The sequence below is a fragment of the Actinomycetospora sp. genome (genome assembly GCF_036497245.1).
Lineage (GTDB): Bacteria > Actinomycetota > Actinomycetes > Mycobacteriales > Pseudonocardiaceae > Actinomycetospora.
Map to the genome: position 1 here is coordinate 20,350 of NZ_DASXJS010000004.1, position 23,949 is coordinate 44,298.

Genomic DNA, 23,949 nt, shown 5'->3' on the forward strand with positions numbered 1-23,949 from the left:
CGTGGCATCGCTGCCCGACCCCTGGGGGACGCATGGACTCGACGATGCCGGCGGGAGCGCCCCTGCCGACGCCACCGTCGGGGATCCGCAGTCTGACGTCCCGGGTGCTCGAGGGCCTGAGCGAGGCCGTGGTCGTCACCGGCGCGGCCCCCTCCGGCAGCGGCCGCCGGATCGTCCACGCGATCAACCCGGCGGGGCAGCGGCTGCTCCCGGGCCTCGCCGTGGGTGCGCCGGTCGAGGACGCCGGGCACGACGCGTTCGCCGCGGTCGTCCGGGACGGGGACGAGGGGTTCGAGGCCGAGGTCGCGGGCCGCGCCCTGGTGGGCCGGGGTCAGCTCCTGGCCGACGACCCGCGCACGGGCGACCTCCTCACCTGCTGGTACGTGCGCGACGTCACCGAGGAGCAGCGCGGGTCCCGGTCGCTGCACCGCGCGCAGGCCCGCGCCCAGTTCCTCGCGGAGGCGGGGCGCGCGCTGCACGGGGTCCTCAACGTCGGGCGCACGCTGCGCACCGCGGCCTCCCTCGCGGCGGGGGCCCTCGCGCCGCGAGTGGTGGTCCTGCTGGCCGACTCCTCGGACACGGTGCGCTGGGTGGGCGCCGAGGTCGGTACCCGCCCGGTCTCGGGCGAGCTCGCGCGGAGCGAGCTGCGGAGCGCGCCGCGCCTGGCCGAGGCGATGAGCGGGGACGCGCCGGTGGACCCCTGGGCCGCCGTCGAGCTCGCCGAGCTGCCCGTCTGGTCCGGGGTGCCGCCGTCCGGGCACGTCACCGTCGTGCCGGTGCCCGGCACCGTCGTCCGCGGGGCGCTGGTCCTCGTCACCGAGACCGAGCTGCCCCCCGACGTCGAGGACGGGCTGCCGCTGGCCCAGGAGTACGCGGTCCGGGTCGGGACCGCGCTCTCCGCGGCCGCCCTGTACCGCGAGCAGGCCCATCTCGGCGAGCTGCTGCAGGCGAGCCTGGCGCCGCCGCCGCTGCCCGAGGCGGTCGAGGGCCTGGTCCTCGGCAGTGCGTACCGCCCGGCGCGGGAGAGCCTGCGCGTCGGCGGCGACTTCTACGAGATCCTGCCGGTGACCGCCACCGGGGAGACCCCGTTCCTGCTCGGCGACGTGTGCGGCAAGGGCATCGAGGCGGCGGTGCTCTCCGGGCGGGTGCGCCAGTCCCTGCACGCGCTGCGGCTGGTGGAGCGCGACCCCGCCGCCCTGCTCGCCCTACTCAACGCGGCCCTGCTCGACGCCGCCGACCTCGACGCGGCAGGCGCGGTGCCGGTGATGCCCCGGTTCGCGACGATGGTGCTCGGCGAGGCCCGTCCGGCGCCGGACGGGTCGCTGCGACTGCGGCTGGCCACGGGCGGCCACCCGCCGCCGTACCTGCTGCGCGCCGACGGCACCGTCGAGGAGACGCCGGTGAGCGGGACGCTCGTCGGGGCCCTGCGCGACGGCGAGTTCGGTGACGCCGAGGTGCTGCTGGCCCCGGGCGAGACCTGCCTGCTCTACAGCGACGGCGTCACCGAGGCCCGGGGCGGCCCTCGCGGCGTCGACTTCTTCGGCGAGGAGCGCCTGGCGGACGCCCTCGCGGGCTGCGCCGGAGCGCCGGCGCAGGTCGTCTGCGAGCGGGTCCTGCAGCTGCTCTCGGCGTGGCTGGGCGGCCGCGACCACGACGACGTCGCACTGCTCGCGCTCCAGGCCCCGCCCGCTCCCCACCGGGGAGACGGGGCATGAGCGCACCCGCCCCCACCGCGGGCGCGGCCGACCTCGGCGCGATCCGCGACGACTACCTCTCCCGGCTCGAGGCGTCCGACGAGGCGGGGGCGGTCGTCGTCGTCCTCGCCGCGCTCGACGGCGGGCACGACGCCGAGGCCGTCCTGCTCGACGTCGTCGCCGAGGCGCAGCGGGAGGTGGGGGAGCGCTGGGCGGCCGGGGCGTGGACCGTCGTGCAGGAGCACATCGCGACCCACATCTCCGAGCGGGTGGTGGCCGCGGTGAGCCGCCACCGGCCCGCGCCCGCCCCGACCGGCATCGGGCGCATCGCCGTTGCCTGTCTCGACGGCGAGTGGCACGGCCTGCCGGCGCGCCTGCTCGCCGAGGTGCTCGCGCACCACGGCTGGGAGGTCACCTTCCTCGGGTCGAGCGTCCCGGCCGGCCAGATCGCGGTGCACCTGAACACCGAGGGCCCCGACGTCGTCGCGGTGTCGAGCTCGTTGCCCTCCCGGCTGCCCGCGGCGCGGCGCATGGTCGAGGCGTGCCGCGCGAGCGGGACCCCGATCCTCGTGGGCGGCCCGGCGTTCGGCCCGGACGGCCGCTGGGCCCGTGCGGTCGGCGCCGACGGCTGGGCCCCCGACGCCCGCGCGGCCGCCGCGCTGCTGGCCGCCCAGGTGCCCGACGGCGACGAGGCCGCGGTGACCGTCGACGACGCCTCGCGCGAGGAGCAGGCCTTCCTGCACGCCAGCCGGGGCGAGCTCGTCGCCGGTGTCGGATCGCGGTTGCGGGGTGCGGCTCCCGGGGACGAGCTCGCCGACGATCTCGGGCACCTCGTGGACTTCCTCGCGGCGGCGGTCTACGTCGACGACCCGGCCCTGCTCTCCCGGTTCCTGCACTGGATCGGGTCGATCACCGTGCCCAGCGGGCTGACCGGCGCCGAGACGGGGCCGGCGGTCGACGAGCTGGTCACGCGGCTGGGCGACTCGCCGCGGACCGTCGCCCTCCTGCGCTCGGACGCCGTGCGCGCCGCGTGCGCCGACGTCACGGCAGGCGTCGCGGAGTAGCCGGGGGCGGCCCTGGACGCCCGCTCGCCCGGGGTGATCTAGTCGGCTCATGACGACGTCCGTGGCCGGCTCCTCCGCAGCGGCCCTGCCCGAGCACCTCGAGACCCTGGCCGTCTCCCGGGAGACCCCGGCCGCGCACGTGGCCGAGGTGTCCATGACGGCCCGGGCGATGGCCCCCGCGTTCTTCGCCGAGCTGCCCGCCGTGATGCGGGCCCTCGACGCCGACCCCGAGGTCCGCGCCATCGTCGTCACCGGTGCCGAGGGGCGGTTCTCCTACGGGCTAGACCTGCGCGCGGCCACCTCGTCGCTGGGCAGCGTGCTCTCCGACCCGACCGCCGGGGCGCGCGAGGAGTTCCTGCACCACCTCCGGGACCTGCAGGCCGCGATCACCGCGGTGGCCGACTGCCGCACGCCGGTGGTGGCGGCGGTCCAGGGCTGGTGCGTCGGCGGCGGGGTGGACCTGATCACCGCGTGCGACGTGCGGCTCGCGAGCACGGACGCGTTGTTCTCGGTCCGCGAGGTCCGCATGGCCATGGTCGCCGACCTCGGCTCGCTCCAGCGCCTCGTCGGGATCATCGGCGATGGGCACCTGCGCGAGCTGGCCCTCACCGGCGCCGACGTCGACGCCGCGCACGCCGAGCGGATCGGCCTGGTCAACCGCGTGCTCGACGGCGAGGAGGCGCTGCGGACCGCCGCGTTCGAGCTTGCGGGCTCGATGGCGGCGAACTCCCCGCTGGTGACCCGCGGCATCAAGGACGTCCTCGACGCCGAGCGGGGCCCGCGGGTCGAGGCGGGGCTGCGCTACGTCGGCGCATGGAACGCCGCGTTCCTGCCCAGCGCCGACCTCGCCGAGGCGTTCACCGCGTTCGGCGAGCGCCGGGAGCCGCGCTTCACCGGACGCTGACCGCGCCCCGACCGGGCCCGGCTCAGCCGGGCAGGTCCGCCGGTCGGCGGGGCCGCTCACCGAGCAGGCGCTCGAGGTCGGCCTCGACGCCCGCGTCGCTGTGCCGTTCCACCCGTCGCCTGCCCCGCGCGGTTACGGCGACCACCCACGACTCGACGACGTTGCGGGCCATCTCCGGGACGACGGTCCAGGGGACGAGCACCGGCTGGCCCAGGTCTCGGCAGCCCTGCGCACCGAGGAACAGGCGCAGGTGCGACAGCAGCCGGCGTCGCGCCCACCACCCGGTGAGCGGCCGGCCGCGCTCGGCGTGGCTACGCCGCGTGCCCTCGACGAGCGCGGTCGTCAGTGCCGCCCCGGCGGGGGTGGGGCCGCTCTGCGCGAGCAGCAGGTGGTGGTCGAACGCGTGCTGGGCCCGCTCGTCGGCGAACAGCCAGTCCTCGTCGACCCCCATGAGCCACCCGACGTAGCGCCACAGGTGCATCACCGCCCGGGCGTCCGCGCGGGGCACCCGGCGTCCGAGCACGCGGACCCCGAGCATCGCGGTGGCGCTGAACAGCGCGAGCGTGCCGGCGAGGTCGCTGCGGTTGACGGGGAGGCCCAGCGTGGCGCTGTCCCAGTCGTCGCGGCGCTCGAAGCGGTCGTTGACCAGCGCGTGCATCGCGCGGACGTGCGCGGTGACGCGGAAGCCCTCGCCGTCGCGGGCCATCCCGCCGGGCCGGGAGACCGCGTGGCCCCAGGCGGTGGTCTCGCCGAGGCGGCGCATCGCGGTGGAGCCGGTCAGCCCGCCGGTGGCGACGAGCAGGTCGGCCGGGCCCGCGTAGCGGTAGCCGCCGATGAGCGACAGCGCGAGCAGGACGTCGTCGCGGCTGCGTCCCATCCGGCGGTAGGCCCGGGCACCGCGTTCGAGCAGATCGCGGTCGAGCCACTCCGGCTCCGTCTCCAGCGCGGCGACGAAGCGGCGCAGCGCGGGCGGGTCGTCGTCGTGGGCGCCCTCGGCGATCGCGCGGTGCAGCGCGGCGGTGGTGACCCGCGGCGTGGCGTCACGCCGCATTGCCACCGCGAGGTCGGCGCCGACCTCGTCGCGGCGCAGCATCCGCCGCCCGATGTCGTCGACGAGCGCCTGGTCGGCCTGCCGGACCCGACCGAGGTAGGCCAACGGACGGGCTATGGCGGCGTTGCGCTCGGGCGCCCCCCGGAAGCGGGCCGGGAACTCGGGCAGCGCAGCCCTCGGAGTCGTTGCCGTCACGGTCTCTGCCACCATGGCCGGAACGCTGACACGAGTTGTCGCTCGGGTTCAACTCGCGTTTCGGGCTGCGGTGAGGAGGTGCTCGGATGGCCGCCGACGAGCCCCGCGCCATGCGGCGCAGGCCGAGCCAGGAGCGGTCCCGGGCGACCGTCGAGCGAATCCTGGACGCGGGCCGGTCCGTCCTGCTCGAGCGGGGTTTCGAGGCGGCGAGTACCAACCGGATCGCAGCCGCGGCGGGCGTCGGGCCCGGCACGCTCTACCAGTACTTCCCGGACAAGGAGGCGATCCTCGACCGGGTCGTCGAGCGGGCGGTCGACGACCTGGAAGCTCGCATCACGCGCGCGTTCCTCGGTAGCCTGCGTGCCGGCGACGACGCCGTCCGCCACCACCTGGAGGCCCTCCTCGACGCGCTGACCGCCGAGGCCGACCTGGTGCGGGTGCTCGCGCAGGACCAGCCCCGGACGGTCGGGCGCCGCCGGGTGGGCTTCGCACGCCGGATCGACGCGCTCGTCGCGGGGGCACTGCTCGCCGAGCACCCGGACACCACCGGTGTCCCGGTGGACGCGGTCGCCTGGATGCTCGTGCGGACCGTCGAGCACGTGACGGTCTCGTGGGTGCTCGAGCAGCCCGACGTGCCCCGGGAGGCGGTCGTCGAGGAGCTGACCGCGATGGTCGGCGGCTACCTGGCGACCCGCTGGGGCTGAGCGGCTCGCGTCAGGCGGCCGACGTCCAGAACTGCGTGGCGATCTCGAGCCACCGCGGCGCGGCGTCGACGTGCGGGCCGTGGCCGGATCCGGCGAACATCTCGGTCCGCGCGCTCCCGCCCGCCTGCTCGTAGCGGGCGAGGACGGCGCGGATCTGGGCGACCATCGGCTGCGGGGGGAAGACCTCGGGGCCCGGCCAGCCCGGCACGATGCCCGCCTGGCCGAGCGTGCCCAGCTCCAGGTACGAGCCGTCGGCGACGACGAGGTCCCCGTCGCCGTGCGTCCACAGCACCGGCGGCTTCGGATCGATCTCGGGCAGCCAGGCCCAGGAGCAGTACTTCGGCGAGAGGGCGTTGAGCAGGCCGCGCGTCCCGGGGGCGGCGCCGGGCCAGTGATCCGAGGTCGTCGAGTCCCCGGGATAGCCATCGTCGCCGATGTGGGAGAGCAGGACCTCGTCGAGCAGCAGGGCCTCGCGCTCGGGTGCCAGGCGGAAGTCCGGGGCCCAGTAGGTGCCGTTCATGACGTTGCGCGGGGAGACCGGTTCGTCGGCGGAGCGGTCGCCGGCGCGCAGCAGCTCGACGAAGCGGGTGTTCGCCACGCCCGCACCGCTGCCCGCGTGGTCGTCGAAGCAGGGCGTGCCGTCGGGGAACGTCCCGCCGTAGCCGTACGGCGAGACCGGGTCGAGGAAGGTCAGGCTCGCGACGGGCACCTGCCGGGCGACGAGCGCGATCGCCGCGCCGGCCGTCGACCACCCGACGAGATGCGGGCGCTCGACGCCGAGGGTCTGCAGGTAGGAGACGAGGTCGTCGGCCCAGTCGCCGAGGCCGCGGGTGGCGTCGATCGGGGCGCGCTCGGTGCGGCCGAAGCCGCGCATGTCCGGGGCGAGGTAGTGGAAGCGGTCGCTCTCGGGGCTCATGACGTGCTCGAAGAACCGGCCCGTGGACAGGTTGCCGTGGACGAGCACGACGGGGACGCCGTCCGCGGGACCGGACTCGAGGTGGTGGATGCGGATCCGGGCGTCGACGGTGGCGGCCCGGACGCCGGGCAGGAACTCGCTCATGTTCGGACGCTAGTCAGCTCGGCGTCGCCGGGGAACTCCTCTGGACATCAGCCGCGAGCAAGATCGCGAGTTGTGCGCCGGAACAGCGCAGATCTGACGCGTTTCGCCGCACAACTCGCGATCTCGGGGCTGCGGCCGTCGAGCGGCTCGAGCCCCGGCCCGCGTGGCACTCGCCCGCTCCCGCCGTGCGAACCCGCCCGCTCCCGCCGTGCGAACCCGCCCGCTCCCGCGCCATATGATCAGGAGCACCTGGGACAGGTGGCGCGGCGCTCAGTCCTGCCTGATGTGCCCCTCGTCGGTGGGTCCGGCGGGGCGGAGCCCTCAGCCGAGCGGCACGCGCGCGAGGATCCCGTCGACGTCGACCCCGCGGGGCAGGGTGCCGAATGCTGCGCCGTGCTCGCCGGCCACCCGTGACCCGACGAACGCGTCCGCCACCGCAGCCGGGGCGTGCCGCACCAGCAGCGAGCCCTGGAGGACGACGGCCATCCGCTCGGCCAGCCAGCGGGCGCGCTCCTCGGCGGGGTCGCGCAGCTCGTCGAGGATCGACTTCCAGGCGGCGTCGAGCCGGTGGTCGGCGCCGGAAGCCGCTTCGACCTCGGCCCGGTACGCCTCGACCGCCGCCGGTTCGCGGCCCAGCACGCGCAGCAGGTCCAGGGCGTTGACGTTGCCCGAGCCCTCCCAGATCGAGTTCAGCGGCGACTCCCGGAACAGGCGCGGCATGCCGGACTCCTCGACGAATCCGTTGCCCCCGAGGCACTCCAGGGCCTCGCCGACCACGGCCGTCTGCCGCTTGCAGATCCAGTACTTCCCGAGCGTGACCCCGATGCGCCGGAACGCGGCCTCGTGCTCGTCCGACCCCGAACGGTCCTGCGCACCCGCGAGCCGGAGCGCGAGCGTCACCGCCGCCTCGGACTCGAGGGTGAGGTCGGCGAGCACCCCGCGCATCAGCGGCTTGTCGATCAAGGCCGATCCGAACGCGTGCCGGTGCGTCGCGTGCCAGGTGGCCCGCCGGAGGGCGTCGCGCATGCCGGCCGCCGAGCCCAGGGCGTTGTCCAGCCGCGTGCACGCGACCATCTCGATGATCGTCCGCACCCCACGACCCTCGTCGCCGACCCGGAAGCCGATCGTCCCGTCGAACTCGGGCTCCGAGGAGGCGTTGGACCGGTTGCCGAGCTTGTCCTTGAGGCGCTGGATCGCGAAGGGGTTGCGGGATCCGTCGGGCAGGATCCGCGGCACGAGGAAGCAGGTGACGCCGCTCGCCCCGACCTGCGCGAGCACCAGGAACACGTCGCACATCGGCGCCGAGGTGAACCACTTGTGCCCGGTGAGCGTGTAGGTGCCGTCGGCGTTCGCGACGGCGCTCGTGGTGTTCGTCCGGACGTCCGAGCCGCCCTGCTTCTCGGTCATCCCCATGCCGGCGAGCAGGCCGGCCTTCGTCGTCGGCTCGGCGAGGCCGCGCTCGTAGACGGTCGAGACGAGCCCGGGCCCGTAGCGCGCCAACAGTTCCGGCGCGGCCTGCAGCGCGGGGAGGACGGCGTGGCTCATCGACACCGGGCAGCCGTGGCCCGCCTCGGCCTGCGACCAGACGAGGAACCCGGCCGCCCGGGCGACGTGCTGGCCCGGGCGGGGAGCGGAGCCGATCCCGTCCGGACCGGCCCAGACCGCGCCGGCGAACCCGCGCGAGACCGCCTCGTCGAGCAGGGCGTGGTAGCCCGGGTCGTAGTCGACCTCGTCCACCCGGTTCCCGACGCGGTCGAACGCCCGCAGCCGGGGCTCGTTGCGGTGGGCGGCGTCGGCCCACTCGCGGACCTGCGCCGACCCGGCCCGCCTACCCGTGTCGTGCAGCGCGTCCAGCGACCACCCCGCGCCCTCGCGGGCCACGGCCTCGAGCAGCGGTGGGTCGGCCGCGAGGTCGGTGTCGACGAGGTCGGGCACCTGGTTGGTGACAGTGTGGGTGGGCGCCATGGCCCGATCCCACCACGTCCGGCTACTCGTCGGTAGGTGCCTTCGCACCCAGGAGGAGACATCCCGAGACACGACGCCGACGCGGGCGGTTCCCCCGAGCTCCTCGCGGCGAAGCAGGAGCTGCGCGAGGGCATCTGGGCGACGCTCTCCGAGCGCAAGCACGCCCGCTTCCCCGGGGCGCGGGGTCGCATCCCGAACGTCACCGGCGCGGAGGCCGCCGCCGACCGGCTGCGGGAGACGGAGGTCTGGCAGCGCGCCCGCACCCTCAAGTGCAACCCGGACTCCGCGCAGTGGCCGGTCCGCCAGCGGGCACTGCAGGACGGCAAGACGGTCTACATGGCCGTGCCGCGCCTCGCCGGGGCCGATCCCTTCTTCCTGCTCGACCCCGACGACCTCGGGGAACGCACCCCGCGCCAGGCGTCGTCGATCAAGGGCGCGACCGCGGCCGGGCGGACGGTCGCCGTCGCGGACCTCGAGCCGGTGGACCTGGTCGTCGCCGGCTGCGTCGCGGTGAGCCCCGACGGGTCACGGCTCGGCAAGGGCGGGGGGTTCTCCGACCTCGAGTTCGCCGTCGCCTACGAGGCGGGGCTGGTCGCGACGGACACCCCGGTGGTGACGACGGTGCACGAGGACCAGGTCGTGGCCGACGGCGAGATCCCCACCGTCGACCACGACATCCGTCTCGACCTGGTCGTCACCCCGGAGCGCACGATCCGCTGTACCCGGGGAGCTCGCCATCCGGCCGGGATCGCGTGGGACGAGCTCACCGAGGAGAAGATCGCGGCGATCCCGCTCCTCGGCGAGCTCCGACCCGGCTGACACCGTGCGGGGTCAGGTGGTGAGCACCCAGAACACCGCCGCCGCGCACGCCAGGAACACCAGCGAGGCGACGGTCCCGAGCACGTCGGTGCGGGGCTGACGGGTCTCGCGCGCCGGCTCGAGCCAGAAGCGCAGCGCCCGGGTCACCACCGGCATGACGACCCAGGTCAGCACGCTCACCGACAGCACGTTGCCGACCAGCAGGCTCGCCCACAGCGGCGCCGCGGGCCAGAGCGCCGAGAGCGCCAGGGTCAGCAGCACGACGGTGGGGTAGAGCCCGACCAGCACCGACAGCGCGGTCTTCCACGACGCCGGACCTGCCTCCGGCCCGGCGTCGGGGGCGAACCAGCTCCCGAACGACGGGCCGACCCGCTGGAGCCGGAAGTCCCGGAAGCGCTCGCCGTCGTCGAGGAGCCGCCGGCGTGCCTCGGACCCGAGCCACGCCTCCAGCTCCGGCTCACCGGCGAACCGGGTCACCGCGACCCAGTCCTCCTGCACCCCGGGGACGGGACGCAGCAGCTCGGAGCCGACGTTGCCGGGCGCGTTCCGCTCGGCCTCGGACATCCGGTTCTGCCAGTCGAGGAAGGCGCTCTCGTCCTGGGGGCGCACCGCGTGGGAGACCACGACGGTGACGACGTCGCGCTCGGGCGCCTCGCCGACGAGCACCGGCCGGCTCTCCGGTGCGTTCGATCCGTGACCGCTCATCGTCGTCGCGCCGCTCAGTACGCGTAGCGCTCGGGCGAGGCGAGATACTCCTCGTACACCGCGGCACCGAGGTCGGGACGGAGCTCCTCGATCTTGATCCGGCGCTCGTTGAGCGGGCGGGCGAAGTCCTCGTACTGGAACTGGTCGTCGAACCCGACACCGCGGGTGGCGTCGAGGTCGTTGGCGAAATACACCGCGTCGACGCGGGCCCAGTAGATGGCGCCCATGCACATGGGGCAGGGGATGCCGCTCGTGTAGACCTCGGTGCCCATGAACATCCGGGCGCGGGCCTCGACGACGTCGGGCGAGCCCTCCGGGCGGGGCACGAGCGCGAGGTGGCCCTCGGGGCGGTGCTCCTGGGCGATCGTCGGGGCGTACGGGTTGAGCGCCGTCGCCGCCTTGCGCAGCATCTCGACCTCGGCGTGCGCGGTGACGTCCCCGGTGAGGAGCACCCGGTTCTGGCCGCGGGCGATGATCTCGCCGTCGCGGGCGAGGACCGCGCCGAACGGGCCGCCCCAGCCCTTGCGCACCGTCTCGCTCGCGAGCCGGCAGGCCTCGGCCATCAGTTCGTCGTGGGTCATGGTGTCGACCTCTCTCGTCGGCGCCGACAGGGCGCGCCAGGGGAGGACCTCGGATGGGTCCGTGGCGGGAAGGAGCCGGCGGCGCGAGCTCGGCCGACGGTGTGACGGCACGAACGCTAGGCCGATCAAACCTTCGTTGCTAGCCCAAATGGAGTAGCAGCGCGATCACTCGGTGCGATGCCCCGCCTGATCGACCGGGTCCCGGAAACGAAGATCGCGAACTCCTTGCCGCCTCCCTCCGGGCGCGGCACGGTGAGACCCGGGTCACCCACTCGACGGCGAGGAGACAGACCATGGCTGACGCACCCTCGATGGCGGAACTGCTCGGGGACGACACCCCGAAGAACTGGGGCAAGTGGGGCAAGGACGACCAGATCGGGTCGCTGAACTACCTCGACGCGGCCCAGGTGCTGCGCGGTGTCGCGAGCGTCAAGAGCGGCCAGGTGTTCACGCTGCAGTGCCCGATGGGTCTGCCGCACGGCGACCCGGTCTTCCCCGGCCGCGAGGGCATCCAGCGCGAGATGGTGTGGGACCAGGACGCGTTCGCCCCGGGCGGGGTGGGGCCGCAGTTCCCCGGTGGCCTGCGTGCCTCGGACGACAAGGCGACGATGTTCCTGCAGGGCTCGTCGCAGTACGACGCGCTGGGCCACGCCTGGTACGACGACCGGATCTGGAACGACGTCGACGCCGCGACCACGAACGGCGGCGGGATGAGCTGGGCGTCGATCATGCCGATCGCCGAGCGCGGCATCGTCGGGCACGGCGTGCTGATCGACATGGCCCGCCATCGCAACAAGAAGTGGCTGGAGAAGGGCGAGACGTTCACCCATCACGATCTCGAGGAGGCGGCCGCCGCGCAGGGGACCTCGATCGGCGACCGGGACGTCGTCGTGATCCGCACCGGCTGGCTGAAGTACTTCTACTCGGTGCCCAAGGAGGAGTTCTACGAGGGCTTCGTCGAGCCCGGGCTGACCTACTCCCGCGAGCTGGTCGAGTGGTTCCAGAGCAAGGAGATCCCGAACCTGGTCACCGACACGATCGCCAACGAGGTGACCCACGACCCGGTGAGCGGCGTGACGCTGCCGCTGCACGCGGCGCTGCTGCGTAACCTCGGCGTGAGCCTCGCCGAGATCATCTGGCTCGACGACCTCGCGGACGCGTGCGCGGCGGACGGCCGCTGGGACTTCCTCTACACCGCGGCACCCTTGAAGATCCACGAGGCGACCGGTGCGCCCGTGAACCCGGTGGTGATCCGCTGATGGGTGCCGGGTACGCGCAGCGCCCCTGGTTGGCGCGCTACCGGAAGGACTACCCGACCGACATCACGCCCGAGTTCCCCAGCATGCTCGCGCTGTTCGAGGCCTCGCTCGCTCGCGCGCCGGAGACCGAGATCGTCCGGTACTTCGACGGTGTGCTGACCCTCGCGGAGCTCGACGAGCTCTCCGACGCGTTCGCGGTGGCCCTCACCGACCGCGGATTCGCCCGGGGCGACCGGCTCGCGACCTACCTGCAGAACATCCCGCAGGCGGTGGTCGCGGTGATCGGGACCTGGAAGGCGGGCGGCATCGTCGTCTCGATCAACCCGATGAGCCGCCAGCGGGAGCTGACCACGCTGCTCACCGACTGCGACGCGACCGCGATCGTGGCCCAGGAGGACCTCTGGGACCAGGTCGCGGCGGAGGTCGTGCCGAACACGTCCGCGAGGATCGCGTGGACGACCTCGCCGTTGGAGTTCCAGACGCGGCAGGACCCGCGTCTCTTCGGCGGGATGGCGCGCTCGCGTGCGGCCGGCACCGAGGACCTCACCGAGGTGCTCGCCGCCACCCGCGGGCGCGAACCCGCCCCCGTCGAGTTCGACGGCGACGACGTCGCGTTCCTCGGCTACACCTCGGGGACCACCGGCCCGCCCAAGGGTGCGATGAACACCCACCGCAACGTCGTCTTCAACGCGCAGACCTACCGAGACTGGATCCAGCTCACCCCGCAGGACTCGGTCCTCGGTGTGGCGCCGCTGTTCCACATCACCGGCGTCGTCGGGCACCTGGCGATCGCGCTGCTGCTCCCGGCGCCGCTGGTGCTGGCCTACCGGTTCGACCCGGCGGTGATGCTGGACGCGATCCGCGAGCACCGGCCGACGTTCTCGATCGGTTCGATCACGGTGTTCATCGCGCTGATGAACGCCGAGGGCGCGCAGCGGGAGGACCTGAGCTCACTGGTCAAGCTGTACTCGGGCGGCGCGCCGATCCCGCCGACCACGGTCAAGGCCTTCTCCGACCAGTTCGGGCACTACATCCACAACTTCTACGGGCTGACCGAGACGAACTCGCCGTCGCACGGCGTCCCGCTCGGCGGGGACGCCCCCGTCGACGAGGCGTCCGGGGCGCTCTCGGTCGGGGTCCCGGTGTTCAGCACCGTGGTGTCGATCGTGCGCGACGACGGGACCGAGGCCGACGTCGGCGAGGTCGGGGAGATCGTCACCCGAGGCCCGCAGGTCGTGCCCGGCTACTGGAACAAGCCCGAGGAGACCGAGAACGCACTTCGGGACGCCGAGGGCAAGGTCGCGCTCAAGACCGGCGACGTCGGCTACATGGACGCCGAGGGCTGGTTCTACGTCGTCGACCGCAAGAAGGACCAGATCAACGCCGGCGGGTACAAGGTCTGGCCCCGGGAGGTCGAGGACGTCCTCTACGAGCACCCCGGGGTGCGCGAGGCCGCCGTCGTCGGGGTCCCGGACGAGTACCGCGGGGAGACGGTGAAGGCCTTCGTCTCGGTGCGTCCGGGCGCCTCGGTGACGCCCGACGAGCTGATCGCGTTCTGCAAGGAACGGATGTCGGCCTACAAGTACCCGCGTCAGATCGAGCTGCTCGACGAGATCCCGAAGACGGTCACCGGGAAGCTGCTGCGCCGCGAGCTCCGGGGCCGCTGACTCGGGCCTTCTCCAGCGTAACGAACGACTCGTTCGTGCATCTAGAAGCCACGAACGAGTCGTTCGTTCCGGCGGGGCGGGCCGGGGCGGGGCCGGCCGGGGCGCTGGGCCACTCGGCTCAGGTCGCGCTCGCGAGCACCTCGTCGAGCACGCCGTTGCGCGCGTCGGCCACGAGGTCGGCGAGCTGTCCGAGGCTCATCTGGATCCGCTGGCCGAAGTCGTCGGTGATCACCACCCGGCGCTCGTCGGACGCCGCGGGGTCGAGGTAGAGCTCCGGGCAGCCGCAGTTGCACTGGCCGCAGAAGGTGGCGACGTGCTGCAGTCCTGCCGTGCCGGTCGTGGCCGAGTCCATCTGGTCCTCCTCGTGGGCGGGCGAGTCGACCGTAGGCAGCCCGACCGGGATCGCGAACGACCCCGACCGGGTGGTCACTGCGAGCGACGGAGGCTCAGGGCGAGCCCGATCTCCGAGGCGCCGCGCAGCAGGAAGCCCAGGCCCGCGAGCAGGGCGATCGTGCCCACGGCGGCACTGAAGTTGAACAGCAGGATGACTGCGGCGAGCAGCGCGAGCACGCCCATGGCGATGTTCCAGCCGCGGTGCTCGGCCGTGCGCGAGGCGACGAACAGGTCGTTGATGCCCGCGAACAGGAACCACAGCAGCAGGCCGACGACGAGGAGCACCACCCCGACGCCCGGGCGGAAGATCACGAAGATGCCGGCGAGCGCGGTGATCACCCCGAAGACCACCACCCACCACCGGCCGGGCACGCCGTGCTGGACGCGCAGCGCGGTGGTGGTCTCGATGATCCCGGAGATGACGAGCCCGATCCCCAGGAAGAGCGCGAGCACCAGCACCGTAGCGCCCGGGAACAGCAGGGCGACGAGACCGACGATGACGCCGAGGATGCCGTCGGCGAGGATCCAGCCCCACCGCTTGGCGACTTCCGGCGGACCGATGGTGGAGGAGGTCATGTCACGGTGAGTACACCACTGGCGGGTCGCTGACCAGGATCTTCCGGTGAACGGCGCACGGACGGCGCATCCGGCAGAGTGGCCGCCGTGAGGCTCGGGATGCGGTGGCGACGATGCGGGCCGGTGGTCGTGCTCCTCGCGCTCGCCGTCGCGGGGTGTGCCGACGCCCCCGTCGGGCCCGGGTCGCCCGGGGCCGCGTCGACCGGGGTCCCGACGACGGCCGCCGCTGCGTCACCGGCCGCCGTGGCTGCGGTCGACACCGCCTACGCCCGGATGATGCTGGGCCACCACGAGCAGGCACTGGAGCTGTCCGCACTGGTCCCGGGCCGGTCCTCGTCTCCCGACGTCGCGGATCTGGCGTTCCGGATCGACCGCGCCCAGGTGGAGGAGGTCGGTCAGCTCCGGGGATTCCTGCGGCTGCGGGGTGCTCCCGCCGAGGCGCCCGCGGACATGTCGGGCATGGCCGGGATGGCCGACGCCGCGACGCTCGACCGGCTCCGCGCGCTCTCCGGGCCCGCGTTCGACCGGCTCTGGCTGCAGACCATGACCGCCCACCACGAGGGCGCGCTCACGATGGCCCGTGACCAGCTCACGGCCACCGGGGGAGCGGCGTCGACCTCGCCGCTCGCCGAGTTCTCCCGGACGCTGCTGGTCGCCCAGCAGGCCGAGATCGACCGGATGCGCGCGCTGCTCGCCCGGAGCTGAGCGGCCATCCGTGTGACGCGGCCGACGCGCGGGAACCGTCGGCGGCTCCGGGACGACCCGTACTCCCGTGGCAGGGACGAGGTTCTGGCGCACCGCGAGTGCCGCGGCCGCCGTCCTGGGCCTCGTGGCGCTGCTCTGGGGCGGGCTCGGCCTCGGGACCGCGGCACCGGCCTCCGCGCACGCGATGCTGGAACGGACCTCGCCTGGTGCGGACACCGTCGTCGTCCGTGCGCCCGGCACCGTGAGCGTGACCTTCAGCGAGGCCGTGACCCTCGTGCCCGGCGCGGTGCGCGTGTACGACGGCGCGCTGCACGAGGTCGACGCCGGCGCCGCCGCGCACGTCGACGGCGACCCGACGACGGCCGGCGTCGCCCTCGCCCCCGAGCTGGCGCCCGGCACGTACACCGCCACCTGGCGGGTGGTCTCGGCGGACTCGCACCCGGTCTCGGGCGGGTTCCGGTTCTCGGTGGGCCACCCCGGTCCGAGCGCCGCGCCGCCGTCCGCCGAGAGCGGGGGCGGTGCGGCGGGCGCGCTGCTCGCCGCCGCGCGGTTCCTCGAGTACGCGGGGCTCGCCGCGGTGGGCGGCGCCGCGGTCCTCGTGGCGTTGCGGGGGGTGGGGGCCGACGTGGCGGTGCAGCGCCGCGCCCGCCGCGGCGTCGTCGCCGGCTGGTGGGCCCTGCTGATCGGAACCGCGCTCGCACTGCTGCTGCAGGGGCCCGATGCCGTCGGGGTCGGGCTCGGCTCCGTCCTCGACCCCGCGGTGCTCGGGACGACTCTCGGCTCACCGACGGGTGGGTTGGTGCTCGCCCGGCTCGTACTCGTGCTGATCGCGGGCCTGCTCGGCCGGCGTCTGGTCGCGGCGGTGCCCGGGTCCGACGCGCCGGCGCCCGCGGGGGAGCGGGCGGTGCTCGCCACGGTGGCGCTGGTCGCGGCGGCGGCCACGTTCTCCGCCTCCGGCCACGCGGGTGTGGATCCCCCGGTGGTGCTCGGGCTGGCCGTCGACCTCGCACACCTCACGGCGATGTCGCTGTGGATCGGTGGGCTGGTCGTGCTGCTGCTCGCGCTGCGGGGCACCGACGACGCTGCGGCGGTCGCCCCGGTCGCAACGCTGCTCCCGCGGTTCTCGCGGGGGGCGCAGGTCGCCGTGGGGGTGATCGTCGCGACCGGGCTGTACCAGACCTGGCGCGACGTCGGTGAGCTCGGCGCCCTGGTCACGACGACCTACGGGTGGCTGCTGATCGCCAAGGTCGCCGCCGTCGTCGTGCTGCTCGCGCTGGGTGACCGCGCGCGGCGGCTCGTCGCGCGCCGGCTCGTGCCGGCGACGGTCCGCGCGGCGCCCGCCCCGAGCCGTCCGCGGCCACGCAGCTTCGCGCTCTCGCTCGGCCCGCCGTCGTCGCGCGCCCCGCTGTCGGAGCCCGCGCCGGCGGAGCCCGCCCCTTCGTCGGACGCCCCACCCGGCCTGGATCTCCCGGCCGCGTCGACGCTGCGGCGCGGGCTCCTCGCGGAGGCGGCGATCGCGGTCGTCGTACTCGCGGTGACCGCCGTGCTCGTCGGCTCGCCCCGCGCCACCGAGACCTACGCCCCGGCGTTCACCGCCACCGCGACCGCGGGTGCCCTCGCGCTCACCACCGAGGTCGACGCCGCCCACACCGGGTCGACCGCCGTGCACCTGAGCGGGCGCGACAGCGCGGGGCACGCCGTGCCGGTCTCCGTCGTCGACGCGTCCCTGACGCTCCCGGCCCAGGGCATCGGGCCGCTGCCGGTCACGGCGGCGCCCGGTCCCGGCGGGGTCGCCGCGCCGGTGTCGTTCGCGGTGCCGGGCGAGTGGGCGCTCGACGTGACCGTCGCGAGCCCCGTCGCACCGCCCACCCTCTTCCGGGTCGTGGTCCCCGTCCACTGACCCGCCGTCCCATCCCCGCAGCAGAAGGAGCCCGTCCCCGTGCCATCCCGTCCCCGCCGCGCCCTGGCGCGCCTCGGCGCCGTCGTCGCCGTGGGCGCCGCGCTGTTCGCCCTCGGTGCGATCCCGGCCTCCGCGCACATCCGCGTCTCGCCCGAGGGCGACGCGACCCCCGGCTCCTACGCCCAGATCGCGTTCCGGGTGCCCACCGAGAAGGACACCGCGTCGACCACGGCGATCCGGATCCTCATGCCGGCCGACCAGCCGCTCGCGTCGGTCTCGGTCCAGCCGCACCCGGGGTGGACCGCCCAGGTGAACAAGAAGACGCTGGCGCAACCGCTGCAGACCGACGACGGCCCCGTCAGCCAGGTCGTGAGCGACGTCGTCTTCACCGCCCAGACCCCGCAGGCCGCGATCGCGCCCGGGCAGTTCGACCAGTTCTCGCTGCTCGTCGGCCCGGTCCCGAACGCACCCTCGATCGCGTTCCCGACGACCCAGACCTACAGCGACGGCGAGGTCGTCGCCTGGAACGAGTCCGCGGCGCCGGGCGCGCCCGAGCCCGCGCACCCCTCGCCGGAGCTGACGATCGGCGCCGGTAGCGGCTCCGACGGCGCCGCCCCGGCCGACGCCGGGTCGTCCTCCACCCCGGCGCTGGTCATCGGGATCGTCGCGCTCGCGCTCTCGGTCGTCGCGATCGCGCTGCTGGGGGTGGCGCTGGTCCGCGGTCGTCGATCGTAGGTGGAGCGCACCTGATCGAACCGGACCGCTGGTCGGAACGGACACCGGGACGACGTCGTCGTCCCCACCGTCCGCCACGGAGTCCCCACTGCCCGCCACCGCGCCGACCGAGGCGATCCGGATCACACCGCCGGACGCGCCCGGAGCCGCGCCCGGGTCCGACCGGAGATGGGGGCCCGACGAGCGCGCCCGGGCCCGCCGGATCGGCCGGCTGGTCGTGGTCGCGGCGGCCCTCGCCTGCGGGATCGCCGCGGTCGTGGTCGCCGCGCAGGTGCCGGGCGCCCCCGTGGCGTCGTCGACCTCGACGGTGGCCTGGCCGAAGGCGGGCGCGACGCCCGCACCGACCACGCTCTTCCTGGTGCCCTACCGCCCGGCCGAGCTGGACGTCACCGTCCCGTGCGGGGCGATCCGGGCCGCCCGGGACCGCGAGGGGGCCACGACGATCCTCGCGACCACCGTCGGCGCGCCCGCCGACGGCCTGGCCGTGCGCACCGAGCCGGGCGACGACCCGTCGGGCGCGACGGCCGTCCAGGTGATCGCGAGCGGGCGACTCGTGCCGGTCGAGGTCCCCGACGAGGCCTGCGGGCTCGCGATCCGCGCCGACGGGACCGGCCTGACGGTGACGGTGGGGGACCCGGCCGGGAAGCCCACGGCCACCGTCCCCGGGGACCCGGTCCCCGAGGTCTTCGCCGCCACCACCGACCTGCGGGGGGACGCCGCCCGCGGGCTCGCCCTCTCGGCCCGCACGCCCGCCTGGTTCGACAACGCCCCGACCCCGCAGAAGAGCGGTCTCGTCTCCGCCCAGCTCCGGCTCGCGGCGATCGCGCTCCTGCTCGTGGTCCTCGCGACGCTGCTCACCCCGACCGTCCCCGCCCCGCGCGGTATCGCCGAGATCGCCGCCGGGCGCGGGCTCGCGATCGCGCGCACCCGGGCCCGGCGCCTGCGCGGCCGGGCGCTCGCCGGGCTGCGACGGCCGGTGGTGCTCGGCCGCCTGGCGGTGGACGCCGTCGTCGCGACGGGCCTGGCGTGGTGGTCGATCGTCGGACCTCTGACCGACGACGACGGGTTCGCCGCGGTGATCGCCCGCCAGTCGGGCGCGGGAGATCCCGCGAACTACTACCGCTGGTTCGACGCGTCCGAGACCCCGTTCGCGTCCAACCAACGGCTCCTCGCGCTGTTCGGAGACCAGGGCCTGGCCCCCGTCGCGGTGCGCACGATGAGCGTCCTCGCCGGGTTCGCGCTCTGGCTCGTGCTGACCCGCGGGGTGCTGCGCCCCGCGCTGGGACCGGCCGGGCGCAGCGTCGCGGTCCGGGTCGTCGCGGCGCTGGCGCTCGCGGCGTGGTGGATGCCCTACGACCTCGGCGCCCGGCCCGAGTCGACGGTCGCCCTCGGCACCACGGCCGTCCTCGCGCTCGTGCTGCGGGCCGCGCGCGGCGTCGACGCCGACCGCCGGACCCGCCACCCGGTCGCCCTGATCGCCGTGGCCGCCCTCGTCGCGGGCCTGACCGTCACCCTCGCGCCGTCCGGCCTGATCGCCGCGGCGCCCTTCCTGCTGTGCCTGCCCCGCCTGGTGCGCGCGCTGCGGGGGTCGCCGGCGGAGGACGACGGCGTCGTGGCCCGGCTGACCCGGGCGCTGCTCCCGGGCGCGCACCTGGCGGTGGTCGCGGGGCTCGCGATGGTCGCGGTCGTCGTGGTGTTCACCGACCAGTCCTGGCACGGCTTCCTGGTCGCGACCGACGTCCACCAGCAGATCGGCCCGAACCAGCCCTGGTACGCGGAGTGGCTGCGCTACGGCTACCTGTTCGGCGACGACTCCTGGGGGACGGCGGCCAAGCGGCTGCCGGTGATGCTCGGCCTCGTGCTCGCCGCCGCCGGGACGGTGCTGCTCGTGCGCGGGTCGGGACGGGGAACCGGGCTCGGCTCCTGGCTCGGCCGGGAGCCGGTGCTCCTGCTCGGGCTCCTCCCGATGGGCTTCGCGCTGCTCGCGGTCACCCCCTCGAAGTGGTCGCACCATTTCGGGGCGCTCGCCGGGTACGGGACGATCGGCATCGTCGCGGTCGTCGTCGTCCTCGTCCGGTCGGCGCGGCTGCGCGATCCCGTCGTCACGGCGACCGGCGTGCTCACGACCCTCGGCGCCGTCCTCGGCGCGGCGTTCGCGTTCTCCGGGCCCAACGCGTGGTGGGCCTACTCGGGCTTCGGGATGCCGGGGTCGACGGGCCCGCAGCGCCCGTTCGACTCGGTGGTGCTGTGGCTCGTCGTGGCCGTCGGGCTCGGCCTGGTCACGCTCGTCGTCGTCCGGATCCGGGCGCGCCCCGGCGCCCCCGCCCCGGACGGCCCCGACGGTCCCGACAGCCCCGTCGGGAGTCCGCCCGCGCTGGGGGTTGTTGCCGCGATCGTGCCGGTCGCAACCGTCCTGGTGGTGGCCGCGACGTCGGTCGCGCTCCTCGCGTCCTCGTTCTCCGCCGCCGGCGACCGCGGCGGGCTCTACTCCCTCGCCGCCCAGAACCGCGCCGCCGTCGCGGACCCGACGTCGTCCGCGGCGTGCGGCCTGCAGGACCGCGTGCAGGTGCTGCAGACCGTGTCCGGCGGGCCGCTCACGCCGGTCGCCGGTTCGTCGGCGACCATGGCCGGCTTCGTCGCCGACGGGGGCGCCGCGGACGCGCCGCCGGTACGGCCCGGCCAGACCGACGGCACGGACGGCAAGCCCGACACCCGCGACGGGCGGTTCTCCTGGGGCAGCCGCGACGGCGGGGACGGCTCCGTCGGGTCCCTGACCACGCCGTGGTTCGGCCTGCCCACGGTCGGGACGAAGCAGGCCCTGGCGGTCGGCGTCTCCGGCCGGACCTCCGACGGGGCGTCGCTGACCTGGGAGTTCGGCCGCGGTGACCGCGTCGTCGGCACCCGGCCGGTCACCGAGGCGCCGGAACCGGATCGTGGCTACCGGGGCTATGCCGCGACGCCCGAACAGGCGCGGCTGCAGGACCGGGCGCAGGACCGCAGCCTCTGGCGCACCGCCACCCTCGCGCCGTCGGACGTCCCGGACGGCGCCGACCGGGTCCGGCTGCGCGCCCGCGACGACCGCACCGACGACGGCGGGTGGATCGCGCTCACCGGCCCGCGGGTCGTCGACGTCCTCCCGCTCTCGAGCTGGCTCGCGCAGCGCCGTCCGGTGCTCGTCGACTGGGCGGTCGCCCTCGCCTGGCCGTGCGCCGGGACGCTGCCGCGGGTGGCCGCCGGCGTCGCGGCGACGCCCGGCGCGTTCGTCACCACCCCGACCGGCCCGGACGATCCGGTGCCCAACGAGCGCAACACCAGTCCGAGCCCGCCCGGCGACATCGTCCCCGAGCGCTGGACCGGCGGCACCGACGGGCTCGCGACCGGCACCGACTCCGCCGCGAGCTTCGCGGGCCTGCTCGCCGACGGGTCGCTGCGCGAGGTGGACACGCGGCTGCCCGACGAGCCCGGACGCCGCTGGGGCCGGGTGCTCGTCCCGGAGCTCGGCGACCTCGACACCGACGCCTACGAATCCCGCGTCACGACCCGCACGATTCCCGGGACGGCGGGCGACCGGTGGGCTCCGCCCTCGTGAGCACTTTCCGGTGCCATAGCACCGGAAAGTGCTCACAAGGCCGGAGGCCACCTACGAGTACCGCTTCTCCAGCTCCCGGACCTCGTCGATGCCCACGACCCGCGCGAACGCGTCCAGGCCTCCGATGCCCCCGTTGGCCGCGGCGAGGTCGCGCAGGGCGCCGGTCGGGGAGCCGTCCTCGTGCAGCCGGGTGAGCATGTCGCGGACCCCGGACGCGGCCGCGAGCAGCGTGGACACCGGGTAGAGGACCAGCGCGAACCCCAGCTCGCGCAGCCGGTCGAGCGGTGGCAGCGGGGTGCGTCCGCCCTCGGCGCCGTTGAACACCAGCTTGTGCCCGGAGAGCGCGCTCGCCACCTGCTCGAGCGCCTCGTCCGAGGTCGGCGCCTCCACGAAGAGCAGGTCCGCCCCCGCGTCGGCGAACGCCCGCGCCCGGTCGATCGCGGCGTCGACGCCGTACTGCTGGGCGGCGTCGGTGCGCGCGATGAGCACCAGGTCGGGGTCGGTGCGCGCGTCCACCGCGGCGCGGATCTTCGCCACCATCTCCGGGAGCGGGACGACCTCCTTGCCGGCGAGGTGCCCGCACTTCTTCGGCATCACCTGGTCCTCGAGGTGCAGCCCCGCGACCCCGGCCTGCTCGTACTCGCGGATCGTGCGGATGACGTTGATCGGGTTGCCGTAGCCGGTGTCGGCGTCGGCGATCAGCGGGACGTCGACGACCCCGGCCATCCGCCGGGCGTTGTCGACCATCTCCGCCTGGCCGAGCAGGCCGACGTCGGGACGCCCGAGCAGCGACGCCGTCGTCCCGAAGCCCGTCATGTAGACGACGTCGAAGCCCGACTGCTCGACGAGCCGCGCCGTGAGCGCGTCGTAGGCCCCGGGTGCGACGACGGGTCGTGCCCCGTCGAGCAGGGTGCGCAGGCGCGCCCGCCGGTCGCGGGGATGGCTGAGCAGGTCGGCCATGTCGTCGTCCCTTCTTGTGTACAACGAGCCGGACACCCTCAGGCGTAACGGCTCCGTGAACTGCGGACAAGGCCTTGCCGAGCACCGGGCGCGACCCTACGTTGCGTACAACCCGGAGGAGGTGCGATGACCGCGGCCACCCACAGCGCGTCCCGCGCCTCCGAGCGTGCGCAGGCCGCCCTGCGCGACGCCATCCTCGGGGGCGAGCTGGCCGCGGGCGCGCACCTGGGCGAGGTGGAGCTGGCCGAGCGGCTCGGCGTCTCCCGCACCCCCGTGCGCGAGGCGCTCTCGCGGCTCGCGGCCGAGGGTCTGGTCGAGGCGCACGCCCACCGCGGCGCGCGGGTGGTGTCGTTCTCGGCCGAGGACCTCGACGGGATCTTCGATGTCCGGCTCGCCCTGGAGCCCCGCGCCACCGGCCGGGCGGCCGCCCGCGTCGTCGACGCCGACCTCGACGCGCTCTCCGACCTCGCCGGCCGGATGCTCGCCGTCGGGTCCCCGGGCGCCGGACAGGACCTCGACGCCCTCGTGCCGCTCAACCGCGAGTTCCACGCCCGCCTGCTCGAGGTGGCCGACGCCCCCGCGCTCTCGGCCGCGCTCGCGAACGTCGTGCACACCCCCGTCGTGCTGCGCACCTTCCACGCCTACGACGCGGCCTCCCTCGCGCGGAGCCTCGCCCACCACGCCGAGATCGTCGCCGCCCTGCGCGTGGGCGACGCGGACTGGGCGTCGTCGGTGATGCGCAGCCACATCGGCAACGCCCGCGCGGTGATGGTGGGGCCGCGACGGTGACCGCGAGCCCGCACGGCCCCTCCTTCGCCGGCCGCGTCGGCTGGGGGGCGCGCCCCGCCGTCGTCGTCGTGGATCTGGTCCGGGCCTACGTCGAGGCGGGCGCACCGTTCTTCCTCGGCGGGGAGGACCCGACGACGCCGGGCCGGGTGCTCGAGGGCTGCGGCGCGCTGGTCGACGCCGCCCGTGCCGCGGACGTCCCCGTTGTGTGGACCGTCGTGCGCTACGCCCCCGACCTCGCCGACGCCGGGTTCTTCGCGGTCAAGGTGCCCGCCCTCGCGTGCTTCGCCGAGGGAGCCGACGGCGGGTGGGGCGAGCTCGCCCTGCCGCCGGCCCGGGACGAGCCACTGCTGGCCAAGCAGCACGCGTCCGCCTTCGCCGGCACCTCGCTGGCGGGGACGCTGCGCGCGCGAGGCATCGACACGGTCGTCGTCGCCGGCGTCTCCACCTCGGGCTGCGTGCGGGCCACCGCGACCGACGCGCTCGCGGCCGGGTTCCGCCCGGTCGTCGTCGCGCAGGCCTGCGGCGACCGCACGGACGCCCTGCACCGTCAGAACCTCGCCGACCTGGACGCCAAGTACGCCGACGTCGTCGACCTGGCCGACGCCCTCACCGCCCTGAAGTCCTAGAGGAGCTC

Annotated in this window: 21 protein-coding genes; 13 read left to right on the forward strand and 8 right to left on the reverse strand. The window is 75.1% G+C overall.

Going from position 1 to position 23,949, the window contains the following annotated elements; translation table 11 throughout:
• Positions 1-32: 32 nt before the first annotated feature.
• From VGI02_RS00360 to VGI02_RS00370, 3 genes are read left to right on the forward strand one after another with little or no spacing between them, the layout of a single operon-like run.
• Positions 33-1,715 (forward strand): SpoIIE family protein phosphatase, encoded by a 1,683-nt coding sequence (locus tag VGI02_RS00360; protein ID WP_331625233.1) that lies wholly within the window; start codon positions 33-35, stop codon positions 1,713-1,715.
• Positions 1,712-2,758, forward strand: coding sequence for a cobalamin B12-binding domain-containing protein (locus tag VGI02_RS00365; protein WP_331625234.1), 1,047 nt, complete (start codon positions 1,712-1,714; stop codon positions 2,756-2,758). The genes VGI02_RS00360 and VGI02_RS00365 overlap by 4 nt, the downstream gene beginning before the upstream one ends.
• Before the next feature lie 49 nt (positions 2,759-2,807).
• On the forward strand, positions 2,808-3,662 hold the full coding sequence (locus VGI02_RS00370) for a crotonase/enoyl-CoA hydratase family protein (protein WP_331625235.1): 855 nt from the start codon (positions 2,808-2,810) through the stop codon (positions 3,660-3,662).
• 22 nt (positions 3,663-3,684) lie between these two features.
• Here the strand turns inward: VGI02_RS00370 and VGI02_RS00375 are convergent, their stop codons facing one another.
• Positions 3,685-4,923: an oxygenase MpaB family protein gene (locus VGI02_RS00375; RefSeq protein WP_331625236.1), complete on the reverse strand. Its 1,239-nt coding sequence runs from the start codon at positions 4,921-4,923 to the stop codon at positions 3,685-3,687.
• Positions 4,924-4,994: 71 nt separating this feature from the next.
• Here VGI02_RS00375 and VGI02_RS00380 point away from each other — a divergent pair, with 71 nt between their 5' ends.
• The gene (locus VGI02_RS00380) at positions 4,995-5,612 is read left to right on the forward strand and encodes a TetR/AcrR family transcriptional regulator (RefSeq protein ID WP_331625237.1); all 618 of its coding nucleotides are present in this window, start codon (positions 4,995-4,997) and stop codon (positions 5,610-5,612) included.
• Positions 5,613-5,622: 10 nt separating this feature from the next.
• On the opposite strand, the gene VGI02_RS00385 is transcribed toward VGI02_RS00380, so the two are convergent.
• Together VGI02_RS00385 and VGI02_RS00390 are read right to left on the reverse strand one after the other, a co-directional pair.
• On the reverse strand, positions 5,623-6,672 hold the full coding sequence (locus VGI02_RS00385) for an alpha/beta fold hydrolase (RefSeq protein WP_331625238.1): 1,050 nt from the start codon (positions 6,670-6,672) through the stop codon (positions 5,623-5,625).
• A 321-nt stretch (positions 6,673-6,993) separates the two neighbouring features.
• Entirely contained in the window at positions 6,994-8,637 is a 1,644-nt protein-coding gene (locus VGI02_RS00390) for an acyl-CoA dehydrogenase family protein (protein ID WP_331625239.1), read from the reverse strand.
• 36 nt (positions 8,638-8,673) lie between these two features.
• Here VGI02_RS00390 and VGI02_RS00395 point away from each other — a divergent pair, with 36 nt between their 5' ends.
• Positions 8,674-9,456: a 5-formyltetrahydrofolate cyclo-ligase gene (locus VGI02_RS00395; RefSeq protein WP_331625240.1), complete on the forward strand. Its 783-nt coding sequence runs from the start codon at positions 8,674-8,676 to the stop codon at positions 9,454-9,456.
• Between the two features lie 12 nt (positions 9,457-9,468).
• On the opposite strand, the gene VGI02_RS00400 is transcribed toward VGI02_RS00395, so the two are convergent.
• A complete protein-coding gene (locus tag VGI02_RS00400) occupies positions 9,469-10,161 on the reverse strand; it encodes an antibiotic biosynthesis monooxygenase (RefSeq protein WP_331625241.1) in 693 nt (230 codons plus the stop codon).
• A 14-nt stretch (positions 10,162-10,175) separates the two neighbouring features.
• On the reverse strand, positions 10,176-10,742 hold the full coding sequence (locus VGI02_RS00405; RefSeq protein WP_331625242.1) for a nucleoside deaminase: 567 nt from the start codon (positions 10,740-10,742) through the stop codon (positions 10,176-10,178).
• A gap of 293 nt (positions 10,743-11,035) precedes the next feature.
• Here VGI02_RS00405 and VGI02_RS00410 point away from each other — a divergent pair, with 293 nt between their 5' ends.
• Both VGI02_RS00410 and VGI02_RS00415 read left to right on the forward strand, forming a co-directional pair.
• Entirely contained in the window at positions 11,036-12,001 is a 966-nt protein-coding gene (locus tag VGI02_RS00410) for a cyclase family protein (RefSeq protein ID WP_331625243.1), read from the forward strand.
• Positions 12,001-13,668: an AMP-binding protein gene (locus tag VGI02_RS00415; RefSeq protein WP_331625244.1), complete on the forward strand. Its 1,668-nt coding sequence runs from the start codon at positions 12,001-12,003 to the stop codon at positions 13,666-13,668. The genes VGI02_RS00410 and VGI02_RS00415 overlap by 1 nt, the downstream gene beginning before the upstream one ends.
• 118 nt (positions 13,669-13,786) lie before the next feature.
• Here VGI02_RS00415 and VGI02_RS00420 read toward each other — a convergent pair whose 3' ends face one another.
• Together VGI02_RS00420 and VGI02_RS00425 are read right to left on the reverse strand one after the other, a co-directional pair.
• Complete coding sequence (locus tag VGI02_RS00420) at positions 13,787-14,020, reverse strand: hypothetical protein (RefSeq protein WP_331625245.1); 234 nt, start codon at positions 14,018-14,020, stop codon at positions 13,787-13,789.
• A gap of 74 nt (positions 14,021-14,094) precedes the next feature.
• Positions 14,095-14,637: an HdeD family acid-resistance protein gene (locus VGI02_RS00425; RefSeq protein ID WP_331625246.1), complete on the reverse strand. Its 543-nt coding sequence runs from the start codon at positions 14,635-14,637 to the stop codon at positions 14,095-14,097.
• A 123-nt stretch (positions 14,638-14,760) separates the two neighbouring features.
• Between VGI02_RS00425 and VGI02_RS00430 the strand changes: the two genes are divergently transcribed.
• From VGI02_RS00430 to VGI02_RS00445, 4 genes are all read left to right on the forward strand, one after another.
• A complete protein-coding gene (locus VGI02_RS00430; protein WP_331625247.1) occupies positions 14,761-15,342 on the forward strand; it encodes a DUF305 domain-containing protein in 582 nt (193 codons plus the stop codon).
• Positions 15,343-15,409: 67 nt separating this feature from the next.
• A complete protein-coding gene (locus tag VGI02_RS00435) occupies positions 15,410-17,242 on the forward strand; it encodes a copper resistance CopC/CopD family protein (protein WP_331625248.1) in 1,833 nt (610 codons plus the stop codon).
• Positions 17,243-17,281: 39 nt separating this feature from the next.
• Positions 17,282-17,977, forward strand: a complete 696-nt coding sequence (locus VGI02_RS00440; RefSeq protein ID WP_331625249.1) for a YcnI family copper-binding membrane protein — start codon at positions 17,282-17,284, stop codon at positions 17,975-17,977.
• A gap of 217 nt (positions 17,978-18,194) precedes the next feature.
• On the forward strand, positions 18,195-21,566 hold the full coding sequence (locus VGI02_RS00445) for an arabinosyltransferase domain-containing protein (RefSeq protein WP_331625250.1): 3,372 nt from the start codon (positions 18,195-18,197) through the stop codon (positions 21,564-21,566).
• Positions 21,567-21,617: 51 nt separating this feature from the next.
• Here the strand turns inward: VGI02_RS00445 and VGI02_RS00450 are convergent, their stop codons facing one another.
• Positions 21,618-22,526: an isocitrate lyase/PEP mutase family protein gene (locus tag VGI02_RS00450; RefSeq protein WP_331625251.1), complete on the reverse strand. Its 909-nt coding sequence runs from the start codon at positions 22,524-22,526 to the stop codon at positions 21,618-21,620.
• Between the two features lie 126 nt (positions 22,527-22,652).
• Between VGI02_RS00450 and VGI02_RS00455 the strand changes: the two genes are divergently transcribed.
• On the forward strand, positions 22,653-23,315 hold the full coding sequence (locus tag VGI02_RS00455; protein ID WP_331625252.1) for a GntR family transcriptional regulator: 663 nt from the start codon (positions 22,653-22,655) through the stop codon (positions 23,313-23,315).
• Positions 23,312-23,941: an isochorismatase family protein gene (locus tag VGI02_RS00460; protein WP_331625253.1), complete on the forward strand. Its 630-nt coding sequence runs from the start codon at positions 23,312-23,314 to the stop codon at positions 23,939-23,941. Before VGI02_RS00455 ends, VGI02_RS00460 begins: the two co-directional genes overlap by 4 nt.
• Positions 23,942-23,949 lie beyond the last annotated feature (8 nt).

Bases quoted from the DNA above. Each gene is read 5' to 3' on its own strand.
- VGI02_RS00360 (WP_331625233.1), top strand. From the start codon at position 33: ATGGACTCGACGATGCCGGCGGGAGCGCCCCTGCCGACGCCACCGTCG.
- VGI02_RS00365 (WP_331625234.1), top strand. From the start codon at position 1,712: ATGAGCGCACCCGCCCCCACCGCGGGCGCGGCCGACCTCGGCGCGATC.
- VGI02_RS00370 (WP_331625235.1), top strand. From the start codon at position 2,808: ATGACGACGTCCGTGGCCGGCTCCTCCGCAGCGGCCCTGCCCGAGCAC.
- VGI02_RS00375 (WP_331625236.1), bottom strand. From the start codon at position 4,923: ATGGTGGCAGAGACCGTGACGGCAACGACTCCGAGGGCTGCGCTGCCC.
- VGI02_RS00380 (WP_331625237.1), top strand. From the start codon at position 4,995: ATGGCCGCCGACGAGCCCCGCGCCATGCGGCGCAGGCCGAGCCAGGAG.
- VGI02_RS00385 (WP_331625238.1), bottom strand. From the start codon at position 6,672: ATGAGCGAGTTCCTGCCCGGCGTCCGGGCCGCCACCGTCGACGCCCGG.
- VGI02_RS00390 (WP_331625239.1), bottom strand. From the start codon at position 8,637: ATGGCGCCCACCCACACTGTCACCAACCAGGTGCCCGACCTCGTCGAC.
- VGI02_RS00400 (WP_331625241.1), bottom strand. From the start codon at position 10,161: ATGAGCGGTCACGGATCGAACGCACCGGAGAGCCGGCCGGTGCTCGTC.
- VGI02_RS00405 (WP_331625242.1), bottom strand. From the start codon at position 10,742: ATGACCCACGACGAACTGATGGCCGAGGCCTGCCGGCTCGCGAGCGAG.
- VGI02_RS00410 (WP_331625243.1), top strand. From the start codon at position 11,036: ATGGCTGACGCACCCTCGATGGCGGAACTGCTCGGGGACGACACCCCG.
- VGI02_RS00415 (WP_331625244.1), top strand. From the start codon at position 12,001: ATGGGTGCCGGGTACGCGCAGCGCCCCTGGTTGGCGCGCTACCGGAAG.
- VGI02_RS00420 (WP_331625245.1), bottom strand. From the start codon at position 14,020: ATGGACTCGGCCACGACCGGCACGGCAGGACTGCAGCACGTCGCCACC.
- VGI02_RS00425 (WP_331625246.1), bottom strand. From the start codon at position 14,637: ATGACCTCCTCCACCATCGGTCCGCCGGAAGTCGCCAAGCGGTGGGGC.
- VGI02_RS00450 (WP_331625251.1), bottom strand. From the start codon at position 22,526: ATGGCCGACCTGCTCAGCCATCCCCGCGACCGGCGGGCGCGCCTGCGC.
- VGI02_RS00455 (WP_331625252.1), top strand. From the start codon at position 22,653: ATGACCGCGGCCACCCACAGCGCGTCCCGCGCCTCCGAGCGTGCGCAG.